Origin of the sequence: Ideonella azotifigens, assembly GCF_006519715.1 — a bacterium.
Classification (GTDB): Bacteria; Pseudomonadota; Gammaproteobacteria; order Burkholderiales; family Burkholderiaceae_C; genus Ideonella; species Ideonella azotifigens.
Map to the genome: position 1 here is coordinate 1 of NZ_VIDT01000118.1, position 11,336 is coordinate 11,336.

Here is an 11,336-nt window from a genome sequence, read left to right on the forward strand (position 1 = left end):
AAAACACATTGCCAGCACGCCGCACCGCGTGCTGCTGGTGGCAGAGAGCGACGGCCGGCGCGAGAGCTTGCTGGAGCTGCTGCGCGACCAACGCATCGACGTGCCGGCCGTGGCCTCGCTGGCCGAATTCGAGGCCGGCAGCGAGAAGGTGGCCATCACCGCGGCGCCATTGGCCGCTGGTTTCTTCTGGCATGAACCAGGCGATGGCAAGGCCATCCAGTTCCTCACCGAGACCGAGCTGTTCGCCAGCGCGCCCACCACGCGCCGCCGCCGCAAGCAGGAGCAGACCAGCAACGTCGAAGCGCTGATCAAGGATCTCTCGGAGCTAAAGATCGGCGACCCGGTGGTGCATTCGGCGCATGGCATCGGCCGCTACCTGGGGCTGATCCACATCGACCTGGGCGAGGGCCCGAGCGAGTTCCTGCACCTGGAATATGCCGACAAGGCCACGCTCTACGTGCCGGTCGCCCAGCTGCACCTGATCAGCCGCTACACCGGCGTGTCCGCCGAAGAAGCGCCGCTGCACAAGCTGGGCTCGGCGCAATGGGACAAGGCCAAGCGCAAGGCGGCCGAGCAGGTGCGCGACACGGCCGCCGAATTGCTGAACCTCTATGCGCTGCGTGCCGCGCGCGAAGGCATGGCGCACCGCTTCTCACCGCACGACTACGAGGCCTTCGCCGCCAGCTTCGGCTTCGAGGAGACTGCCGACCAGCGTGCGGCCATCCATGCGGTGATCCAGGACATGGTCAGCCCCAAGCCGATGGACCGGCTGGTCTGCGGCGACGTGGGCTTCGGCAAGACCGAAGTCGCTCTGCGCGCGGCCTTTGTCTCAGTCATCGGCGGCAAGCAGGTGGCCCTGCTGGCGCCCACCACGTTGCTGGCCGAGCAGCACTACCAGACCATCGTCGACCGCTTCGGCAAGTGGCCGGTGAAGGTCGCGGAGCTGAGCCGTTTCCGCACCGCCAAGGAGATCAAGGCGGCGCTGGAGGGGATAGAGAACGGGACCATCGACATCGTCGTCGGCACGCACAAGCTGTTCAGCAAGGACGTGAAGTTCAAGCGCCTGGGCCTGCTGGTGATCGACGAGGAACACCGTTTCGGCGTGCGCCACAAGGAAGCCATCAAGGCCATGCGCGCCGAGGTGGACGTGCTGACGCTGACGGCCACGCCCATCCCCCGCACGCTGGGCATGGCACTCGAAGGCCTGCGCGACCTGAGCGTGATCGCCACCGCGCCGCAGCGCCGCCTGGCCATCAAGACCTTTGTGCGCAACGAGGGCAAGAGCACCATCCGCGAGGCCGTGCTGCGCGAACTCAAGCGCGGCGGCCAGGTCTATTTCCTGCACAACGAGGTGGAGACCATCGAGAACCGGCGCCAGGCGCTGGAAGAGCTGATTCCCGAGGCGCGCATTGCGGTGGCGCACGGCCAGATGCCCGAGCGCGACCTGGAGCGCGTGATGCGCGAGTTCACCAGCCAGCGCCACAACGTGCTGCTGTGCTCGACCATCATCGAGACCGGCATCGACGTGCCTTCGGCCAACACCATCGTCATCAGCCGGGCCGACAAGTTCGGCCTGGCGCAGCTGCACCAGCTGCGCGGCCGCGTGGGCCGCAGCCACCACCAGGCCTACGCCTACCTGCTGGTGCCGGACGTGGAAGGCCTGACCAAGCAGGCCGCGCAGCGCCTCGAAGCGATCCAGGAAATGGAAGAGCTGGGCTCGGGCTTCTACCTGGCCATGCACGACCTGGAGATCCGCGGTGCCGGCGAGGTGCTGGGCGACAACCAGAGCGGCAACATGATGGAGGTCGGCTTCCAGCTCTACAACGAAATGCTGAGCGAAGCCGTACGGGCGCTGAAGAACAACGAAGTGCCGGACCTGCTGAGCCCGCAGAGCGCCGTGTTCGGCGCCACCACCGAGATCAACCTGCACAGCCCCGCGCTGCTGCCGGACGCCTACTGCGGCGACGTGCACACCCGGCTGAACCTCTACAAGCGCCTGGCCAGCGCCGAGAAGGCCGACCAGCTGGACCGGCTGCTCGAAGAGGTGACCGACCGTTTCGGCAAGCTGCCGACCCAGGGCCAGACGCTGTTCGACACGCACCGGCTGCGGCTGCTGGCCAAGCCTTACGGCGTGCTGAAGATCGACGCCAGCCCGAAGCTGATGAACATCACCTTCCGGCCCAACCCGCCGATCGACGGCATGAAGATCATCGAACTGGTGCAGAAGAACCGGCACATCAAGCTGGTGGGCAACGACAAGCTGCGCATCGACCGCGAGCTGACCGAAGCCCGCGACCGCGCGCAGTACATGCGCGAACTGCTGCGCCAGCTGGGCACGCCGACGCCACAGCCGCGCTGACTCGCGCTGCGCGCCGAACGGTCAGGCGGGCGTGTCCGGGGTACCGCGAACGCTGGTCTGGATGCCTGGGTCCGGCGCGGCAGGCGGCGGGGCATCTCTCAGCACCATGGACGGCGCGCGCCAGATCGGCTGGCCAGCCTCGCGAAGCTGGCGCAGGACGACGTAGAGCAGCGCGCTGCGCACCTTGTAGGCGTTGCGCGGCGAATTCACGAAACCGCTCACATTGAAGACCAGGCTGCCGTCGGCAACGGCGTCGATGAAGACGCTGGGCTCCGGCTGTTCCAGCACGTCGGGATGTTCGACGAAGGCCGCGAGCAACAGCTCGGTGACCTTGTCCGGATCGGTGCTGGACAGCGGCATCGGCAGCTTGATCTGCACCAGGCCCAGCGGGCTGTGGCGCGTCACATTGCGCACCACCTTCGTGATGAACTCCGAGTTCGGCACGATGACAGTGGAGCGGTCGCCCATCTCGATCTCGGTGGCGCGCACGCTGATGCGCCGGATGTCGCCCTCCACGCCGCCCAGCGCCACCCAGTCGCCCACCTTCACCGGCTGCTCGGCCAGCAGGATCAGGCCGGAGACGAAGTTCGACACCACCGCCTGCAGGCCAAAGCCGATGCCCACCGACAGCGCGCTGGCGATCCAGGCCACCTTCTCCAGTGCCAGCCCCACGGCCGACAGCGACAGCGCGATGGCGATCACCGTGCCGATGAAGCCCAGCAGCGTGGTCACCGAGGTGCGCATGCCGGCGTCCAGCGAAGTGGCCGGCAGGAACTGCTCGGTGGTCCAACGCTTGAGTGCACGCAGCACGGTGGACGCCAGCAGGAAGACCAGCACCGCCTGCAGCACCGCCGTCGGCTTGACCTGCAGCTCGCCGATGGTGATGCCCATCAACAATTGATTGCTTCGCTGGAACAGCTCGCGCGGGCCCTCGCCAAACGGCGCCAGCACCAGCACCAGGGCCACCAGCACGATGGTCAGCCGCAGCGCGGCCGACAGCACCAGCGCCACCTGCAGCCTGCGGCCACCGGCTGCCGCCAGGCGCGCATCGGCCGGGTCGCCGCAGTCATCGGCTTCGGCCTGCTGCTTCTCCGCCTCGGGCACCAGCCAGTCGTTGGCCAGGTCGTCGATCACGGCTGTCAGCACATAGGCGCTGAGCGCGAGGATCAGCACCCAGGCGACCTGGCGCACCACGAAGGCACCCAGCGCGATGTAGCCCATCAGCATGCCCGCCAGGCTGAGCACCAGCAACAGCCACAGCGCACCAGCGCAGAAGGTCAGCCACAGCGGCTTGGACGGTGCGTTGCCGCCCTGCTCGCCTGCCGGATCGTTGCCCGACAGCCGGTGCAGCCGGCCACCGCGGCGCAACGCGCTGGCCATCAGCATGCCGAGCAGCAGCGCGTAGCCAGTGTTGATCGCCACGACGGTGGCCAGGTCCGATTGCGCCAGGCCTGCCACTTGCTGCGCAAACCAGCCGAAGAAGGTGATCAGGCCAAGCATCAAGGGGTAGGCGCGCAGCCCGCGGGCGACGGTGTCCGGCACGGGAAGCATGCGCCAGGAGGCACGCTTGGGCGACAGCACCGCCTGGCTGATGCCCGCGATGTAGGCGGAGAAACAACTGGCGCCGACGAGGCTGCCGAAGAAGGCGCGCAAACCGGCGCTGCCACCGGGCCCGGCGTCCAGCAGCACGGCCACGGCAAAAGCCAGCACACCGGGCACCAGCATCGCCAGCAAGGCATACACCAGCGCGAACGACGAGCGCCGCACGCGCCCGCGCGGCACATGTTCGACCTCGAAGCGTGTCAGCACGCGCACCAGCCAGAGCCGCAGGACAACCGCGCCCGCCACCAGCAGCACCAGTGCCAGCATCGTCCAGCCAGGCGTGGCGGCTGCAGCGGCGGCCACCTGGGTGAGCACGCCGCTCAACCGGCTGCCGTCCCGCGCCAGGCTGGTGCCCAGGTCCTGCCAATAGCCTTGCGACAGCAGCGAGTCAGTGCGCTCGAAGAGATGGGCCTGGAAACGGGTGCGCGCCAGGTCGGCGGCCTTGTCGGCCAACTGTTCGCTCTCGACCGCCAGCAGCCGCGCAAGCTTCACCCGCGCATCCAGCTCCGACACCGATTGCTCGACGCTGCGACGCTGCTTGGCAACGTCCGGCGCCTCGCCACCCTCGGCCGGCACGGGGCCCAGCTCGGCCAGCCGCGCCTGGGCGCTGGCCAGCTCAGGCGCCTGATCGATGGCGATCTGCTGGGCGCCTTGCTGCAGCGTCAACAGGTTCTTGCGCAGGCCGGTGAGCTCACCGTCAGCGAGCTTGTCCGCATCCAGCTGGCGCGAGATCCTGTCCAGTGCCAGACGTGTCGCGTCCAGCGAGGTGTCCGCATTCTGCGTCGGCCCCTGGGCGTGGACCCAGCCTGCGGCCAGCAACGCGCCGCACAGCACAAACAAACTCAGCACACCGGCCCAGCCGCGTCCTGCCACCTGGGCCTGCCATCGATTCTTCAAATCTTCACTCCTGCGGCGCACCAGCGCGCGCTTCACCTCAAACACGGTGCCGGATAATGCCGGGCCGTGGCCGATCCGGCTGTCGGACCAGACCTCAAATTCAACCATGACCGCCACCGAAGTCGCCCCCGGTTTGTTGCTGCGCGCCGGCGCCCAGTCCTCTCTTGCCCTGGCCGACTACCGGCTCGCGGCCTTCGACATGGACTCCACGCTGATCAACATCGAGTGCGTGGACGAGATTGCCGCCGCAGTCGGCCGCAAGGCCGAGGTGGCCGCCATCACCGAGGCCGCGATGCGTGGCGAGATCACCGACTACAAGGCCAGCCTGCGCCAGCGCGTGGCACTGCTGAAGGGCGTGAACCGGGCCGACCTGCAGCGCGTGCTGGACGAGCGCTTGCAGCTCAACCCCGGCGTGGCGAGCTTCGTGGCTGCGCTGCAGAAGGCCGGTCTTCGCACGCTGCTGGTTTCCGGCGGTTTCACCTTTTTCTCCAACGTTGTGCGCGGCCGGCTGAAGCTGGACTTCGCGCGGGCCAACGTGCTGGAGATGGACGGCGAGCAACTCACCGGCCGCATGGTCGACCAGCCCTGGGGCGACATCGTCGACGGCGAGCAGAAACGCCGCACGGTGCTGGACGTGTGCGACCTGATGGGCATCGCGCCATCGCAGGCCATTGCCGTGGGCGACGGCGCCAACGACCTGCCGATGATGGAAGCCGTGGGCCTGTCGGTCGCCTTCCATGCCAAGCCCGCGGTGCGCGAACGCGCGGTGCTGAGCCTGACCGAAGGCGGCATGGACCGCCTGCTGGCCGTCCTCAAGTAACCGGCACTTCTTCCGAGGGCTGCCGCTCGCGGGCATAACGCGCGGGCGACAGGCCCACATGGCGGGTGAAGGCCACGCTGAACGTGCTGGCCGAGCTGTAGCCCACGCGCTGAGCCACCTCGGCAACGCCCGCCGCGCTGCGCCGCAGCAGGTCTTTGGCAAGCGCCATGCGCCAGGCCAGCAGATAGGCCATGGGCGCCACGCCCACCGCGCGGCTGAAGCGCTCGAAGAACGCCGAGCGCGACAGTGCCGCAAGCTTGGCCAGTTGCACCACCGTCCAGGCCTGAGTGGGATGCTCGTGCATGCCGCGGATGGCCGAGGCAAGCCGGCAGTCGGCCAGGCCGCGCAGCAGGCCGGGCGACGCACCAGTGTCTGCCGAAGACCTCAGCGCTTCGATCAGCAGCACTTCCAGCAGCCTCGCCAGCACCACCTCGCGCGCGGGCCGCTGCGCACGGCATTCGTCGCCCACCAGCTGCACCAGCGTGGACAGCCTGGGCTCGCCGCGCACATGCACCAGCTCAGGCAGCAGCGACACCAACAAGGCGGCATCCGGCGAACCGAAGCTGCAGTAGCCGATGAGGTGGCGAACATCGGGCTCGCCGCCTGGCCTGCCCAGCCTGAACTCGCCCTGGCCCAGTTGCACCGGCGGCGGATCGTCTCCCTCCCAGGTCGGCGGCTCGATGCTGGACATGGCGAAGCCGTGCGCCGAGGGAATCAGCACGAAGTCACCGGCCTGCAAGGTGATCGCCGCCTGCGCCTGGACCGAGAGCTGGCAAGCGCCTTCGAGCACGGCGCAATAGAACGGCCTGCCGGCCTCCGTGCGGCGAACACGCCAGGGCCCCGCGCCACTGACGACCTTGGAGAACGGCGTGCCGGGCTGCAGCAAAGCGACGACCTCGGACAGGGGATCGACCATGAACAGGACTCTCGGAATTGATTGGCGGACTGTTGAATGTAGCAAGTCCGGCGATGGCGACACATCATCTCGCCATCGTCCACCCCTCGCTCATGTCCCGAAGGAGTTCCCATGAAAACGATCCTGATCACCGGCTGCTCATCCGGTTTCGGCCTTGAAATCGCCCGCCACTTCCTGGCCCAGGGCTGGCAGGTCATTGCCACGATGCGCACGCCCCGCGAAGACGTGCTGCCGCCGTCCGAGCGGCTGCGCGTGCTCGCACTGGACGTCACCGACCCGGCAAGCATCCACCATGCGGTGGCGGCAGCCGGGCCGATCGACGTGCTGGTCAACAACGCTGGCATCGGCGTGCTGTCGGCCCTGGAAGCCACCGCGATGGCCACCGCCCGCGAGGTCTTCGAAACCAACACCCTGGGCACGATTGCGATGACCCAGGCCTTCCTGCCGCAGTTCCGGCTGCGCAAGTCCGGTGTGATCGTCAACGTCACATCCAGCGTGACCTTGAAATCGCTGCCCCTGCTGTCGGTCTACACCGCGAGCAAGGCGGCTGTGAACGCGTTCACCGAATCCCTGGCGCTGGAGCTGCAGCCGTTCAACGTGCGGGCCTGCCTGGTGCTGCCGGGCCGCGCACCCAGCACGCGCTTTGGCGAAAACGCCCAGTCGCGCATGCAAGGCGTGTCGGAAGCCTATGCCGAGTTCACGCAGCAGGTGTTCGCCAGCGTGCGCAGCATGTCCACGCCCGTCACGCACGCTGAGGACGTGGCCGAAGCGGTGTGGCGCGCGGCGACCGATCCGTCGACGCCGATGCGCCTGCCCGCCGGTGCCGATGCCGTCGCGTTGACCGAGGCCGGCTAAGACCTGAAGCTCAACTGGTCAGCTGGGCCCAGGTCTTCTCCAAACGCTTCGCCGACACCGGCTGCGGCGTGCGCAGCTCCTGTGCAAACAGGCTGATGCGCAGTTCTTCCAGCTGCCAGCGGAAGTCGTCAAACCGCGCGTCGGCCTGGCCTTTGAGTTCGGCCAGGCGGCGCGTGTAGCGCTGCTCCAGCGGGCGCAGTTCGGCCAGGCGCTGGCTGTCGCGCGCGGGGTCGGCACGCAGCTTGTCCAGCCGCATCACGATGCCCTTCAGGTAGCGGCTGAAATGCTGCAACTGCGGGTAAGGCGTGACAGCCACGAAGCGCTTGGGCATCAGGCGCTGCAGTTGGCCGGTGATGTCGTCGCTCACCTCCTTGGGCGCGCGGGCGTCCTTGAGCTTGCGCAAGGCGGCGGCGTAGTCGACAAGGATGCTGCCGGCCAGGCGCGCCACTTCCTGTGCGATCAGGTTCAGCCGGGTGCGGCCGGTTTCCAGGCGCTGGTTGAAGGCCTGCGCGTTCTGCGGCAGCGGGTCCTGCAGGAAGGCCCGCTCCAGCGCCACATCGATGATCTGCGCTTTCAGTTCGTCGGCCGTGCCCAGCGGCATGTAGGCCACGGCCATCTGCGTCAGGTCCGGGATGTTTTTCTCCAGGTACTTCAGTGGCTCCTTGAGCTGCAGCCCCACCAGGCGACGCAGGCCGGCGCGATGCTTGGCCGCGGCCACATCTGGTTCGTCAAAAACTTCGATCTCGACGTGCGTGTTCTTGTCGATCAGCGCCGGGAAGCCGATCAGCGTCTGGCCGGCCTTGCGGATCTCCATCAGCTCGGGCAGCTCGCCGAAGGTCCAGCTGGTGTGTCTGGCGGGAGCCGTGTCGGCCGGCGGCGGTGGTGCCGCCTTGATGCCCGCGACCACGGCCTTGCCACCCGAAGGCGTTGCAATGGTCTGCGGCTGAGGTGCTGCCACCGCGGCGGCGCCCAGCTTCAGCGAGGCCAGGGCCTGGAACGCGGAGCGTGCCTGGCCACCGAGTTCGGCCTTCAACGTGGCGAGCTGGCGGCCCATGCCGAGCTGGCGACCATGTTCGTCCACCACGCGGAAATTCATGAACAGGTGCGGCGCGAGTTGCTCCAGTTTGAAGTCGTTGCGCTGCACGGCGATCTGGCTGCGCTCACGCACGGCCTTCAGCAGCACGTCCACCAGGTTGCCCTGCGCGAACGGCGCGCTCGCGCAGAACTCGGCCACGAACTCCGGCAGCGGCACCAGGCGCGAGCGCGGGCGCTGGTGCAGGCTCTTCACCAGCGCCAGCACCTTGGCTTCCAGCATGCCGGGCACCAGCCACTCGCAGCGATCTTCGCTGACCTGGTTCAGCGCGTAGATCGGCACGCTGACGGTCACACCGTCTTTTGGGTCCTGCGGCTGGTGCAGGTAGGTCGCGACGCAGTCCACACCGCCCATGCGCAGCGTTTTCGGGAAGGCGTTCGTGGTGATGCCGGCCGCCTCGTGGCGCATCAGCTCTTCGCGCGTGAGGCGCAGCAGCTCGGGCTGCCCGCGCTGGGCCTCGCGAAACCAGCGCTCGAAGCTGTGGCCGCTGACGATGTCGCCCGGCAGCTGCGCGTCGTAGTAGGCGTAGATCAATTCGTCGTCGACCAGCACGTCCTGCCGGCGCGACTTGTGCTCCAGTTCCTCGACCTGCGCGATCATCTTGCGGTTGTGCGCGAGGAAGGGCAGCTTGCTGTCCCACTCGCCGTTGACCAGCGCTTCGCGGATGAAGATCTCCCGCGCCAGCTTCGCGTCCACATTGCCGAAGTTCACGCGCCGATTGCTGTAGACGACGATGCCGTAAAGCGTGGCGCGCTCCAGCGCAATGACCTCGGCCGCCTTCTTCTCCCAGTGCGGCTCCAGCAGCTGGACCTTGAGCAAATGCCCGGCGATCTGCGGAATCCACTGGGGCTCGATGTTCGCAAGGCCGCGGCCGAACAGGCGCGTGGTCTCGACCAGCTCGGCCGCAACGATCCAGCGGCCCGGTTTCTTGCTCAGGTGTGCGCCCGGGTGGCGCCAGAACTTGATGCCGCGGGCGCCAAGGTAGAACTCGTCATCGTCCGCCTTCAGGCCGATGTTGCCCAAGAGGCCGGCCATCATCGCCAGGTGCAGCTGCTCGTAGGTCGCAGGGCTGCCGTTGATGCGCCAGCCTTGTTCGGCGACGACGGTGTGAAGCTGGGAATGGATGTCTCGCCACTCGCGCACGCGGCGCGGGTTGACGAAGCTGTCGCGCAGGCGCTGTTCCTGCTGGCGGTTGCTGAGCTTGTGCGAGTCAATCTGCTGGCCGGCCTGCGCAGCATGGCCGTGCTGTCCACGGCCTTCTTCTATCCACTTCCACAGCTTCAGGTAGCCCATGAATTCCGACTTCTCATCGTCGAACTTCTTGTGCTTTTCGTCTGCCGCCTGCTGCGCTTCCAGCGGCCGGTCGCGCACGTCCTGCACGCTGAGCGCGGACGCAATGATCAGCACCTCGCTCAGTGCTTCGCGCGAGCGGGCTTCCAGGATCATGCGGCCCACGCGCGGGTCCAGCGGCAGGCGCGAGAGCTCCTGGCCAATGCGCGTGAGCACGTTGGCATCGTCCACCGCGCCCAGTTCACCAAGCAGCGCGTAGCCGTCGGCAATCGCCTTCTTCGGCGGCGCTTCGAGGAAAGGGAATTCCTCCACGTCGCCCAGCCGCAGGCCCTTCATGCGCAGGATCACGCCGGCCAGCGAGGAGCGCAGGATTTCGGGGTCGGTGAAGCGCGGGCGCTCGTTGAAATCCTTCTCGTCGTAAAGCCGCACGCAGATGCCGTTGGCCACGCGACCACAGCGGCCGGCGCGCTGATTGGCGGCCGCCTGGCTGATGGACTCGACCTGCAGCTGCTCGACTTTGTTGCGGTAGCTGTAGCGCTTCACGCGCGCCTGGCCGGAGTCGATCACGTAGCGAATGCCGGGCACCGTCAGCGAGGTCTCGGCCACGTTGGTGGCCAGCACGATGCGATGGCCATTGCCGGCCTCGAAAACGCGGTCCTGCTCCGTCTGCGAGAGGCGCGCAAACAGCGGCAGGATGTCGGCGTCCCGGTGCAGCGGCTGGTGCGCCAGGTGCTTGCGCAAATGATCGGCTGCTTCGCGAATTTCTCGCTCGCCAGGCAGGAAGACCAGGATGTCGCCACGGGCCTCGCGCCAGAGTTCGTCGACCGCGTCGGCGATGGCATCGTTGAGGTCGAAGTCCTTCTTTTCCTCGAAGGGCCGCCAGCGCTGCTCGACCGGGAAGGTGCGGCCGCTGACCATGATGGTCGGCGCCGGGCCGTGGATGGATTCGAAGTGCCTGGCGAAGCGGTCCGCATCGATGGTCGCCGAGGTCACGACGATCTTCAGGTCGGGCCGGCGCGGCAGGATCTGGCGCAGGTAGCCGAGCAGGAAATCGATGTTGAGGCTGCGCTCGTGCGCCTCGTCGATGATCAGCGTGTCGTAGGCCTTGAGCAGTGGGTCGGTCTGCGTCTCGGCCAGCAGGATGCCGTCCGTCATCAACTTGACGGATGCCCCTGCTTGCAATCGATCCTGGAACCTCACCTTGTAGCCCACCACCTCGCCCAGCGGCGAATTCAGCTCCTCGGCAATGCGCTTGGCCACCGAGCTCGCGGCAATGCGCCGCGGCTGGGTGTGGCCGATCAGGCCCTTGCCGCCAGCCCCCAGGCCACGGCCCAGTTCCATCGCGATCTTCGGCAACTGCGTGGTCTTGCCCGAGCCGGTCTCGCCGCAGACGATGATGACCTGGTGCTGCTGCAGCGCGCGCGCAATCTCCTCGCGCCGGCCGGAGACCGGCAGCGATTCGGGATAGCGGATGGGCGGCACCGGATTGGCCGGGCGCGGAGGG

Annotated in this window: 6 protein-coding genes; 3 read left to right on the top strand and 3 right to left on the bottom strand. The window is 67.6% G+C overall.

Annotated features, from left to right (window positions below):
* On the top strand, positions 1-2,359 hold a 2,359-nt coding region (mfd, locus tag FKP22_RS10125), incomplete at its 5' end, for a transcription-repair coupling factor (RefSeq protein WP_141287373.1).
* A gap of 21 nt (positions 2,360-2,380) precedes the next feature.
* Here the strand turns inward: mfd and FKP22_RS10130 are convergent.
* Positions 2,381-4,966, bottom strand: a complete 2,586-nt coding sequence (locus tag FKP22_RS10130) for a DUF3772 domain-containing protein (RefSeq protein ID WP_141287374.1) — start codon at positions 4,964-4,966, stop codon at positions 2,381-2,383.
* On the opposite strand from FKP22_RS10130, the gene serB reads away from it, so the two are divergent.
* Positions 4,965-5,678 carry a phosphoserine phosphatase SerB gene (gene serB / locus FKP22_RS10135; RefSeq protein WP_141287375.1) on the top strand — a complete coding sequence of 238 codons (714 nt, stop codon included), beginning with the start codon at positions 4,965-4,967 and terminating at the stop codon, positions 5,676-5,678. The genes FKP22_RS10130 and serB overlap by 2 nt on opposite strands.
* Here the strand turns inward: serB and FKP22_RS10140 are convergent.
* On the bottom strand, positions 5,671-6,594 hold the full coding sequence (locus tag FKP22_RS10140) for an AraC family transcriptional regulator (protein ID WP_141287376.1): 924 nt from the start codon (positions 6,592-6,594) through the stop codon (positions 5,671-5,673). The genes serB and FKP22_RS10140 overlap by 8 nt on opposite strands.
* A 111-nt stretch (positions 6,595-6,705) precedes the next feature.
* Between FKP22_RS10140 and FKP22_RS10145 the strand changes: the two genes are divergently transcribed.
* On the top strand, positions 6,706-7,449 hold the full coding sequence (locus FKP22_RS10145; protein WP_141287377.1) for an SDR family oxidoreductase: 744 nt from the start codon (positions 6,706-6,708) through the stop codon (positions 7,447-7,449).
* Between the two features lie 10 nt (positions 7,450-7,459).
* On the opposite strand, the gene hrpA is transcribed toward FKP22_RS10145, so the two are convergent.
* Positions 7,460-11,305: an ATP-dependent RNA helicase HrpA gene (hrpA, locus tag FKP22_RS10150; RefSeq protein ID WP_375140572.1), complete on the bottom strand. Its 3,846-nt coding sequence runs from the start codon at positions 11,303-11,305 to the stop codon at positions 7,460-7,462.
* Between the last annotated feature and the right edge of the window lie 31 nt (positions 11,306-11,336).

Excerpts from the sequence above, each read along its gene's own strand:
- serB (WP_141287375.1), top strand. The coding sequence starts at position 4,965 with ATGACCGCCACCGAAGTCGCCCCCGGTTTGTTGCTGCGCGCCGGCGCC.
- FKP22_RS10130 (WP_141287374.1), bottom strand. The coding sequence starts at position 4,966 with ATGGTTGAATTTGAGGTCTGGTCCGACAGCCGGATCGGCCACGGCCCG.
- FKP22_RS10140 (WP_141287376.1), bottom strand. The coding sequence starts at position 6,594 with ATGGTCGATCCCCTGTCCGAGGTCGTCGCTTTGCTGCAGCCCGGCACG.
- FKP22_RS10145 (WP_141287377.1), top strand. The coding sequence starts at position 6,706 with ATGAAAACGATCCTGATCACCGGCTGCTCATCCGGTTTCGGCCTTGAA.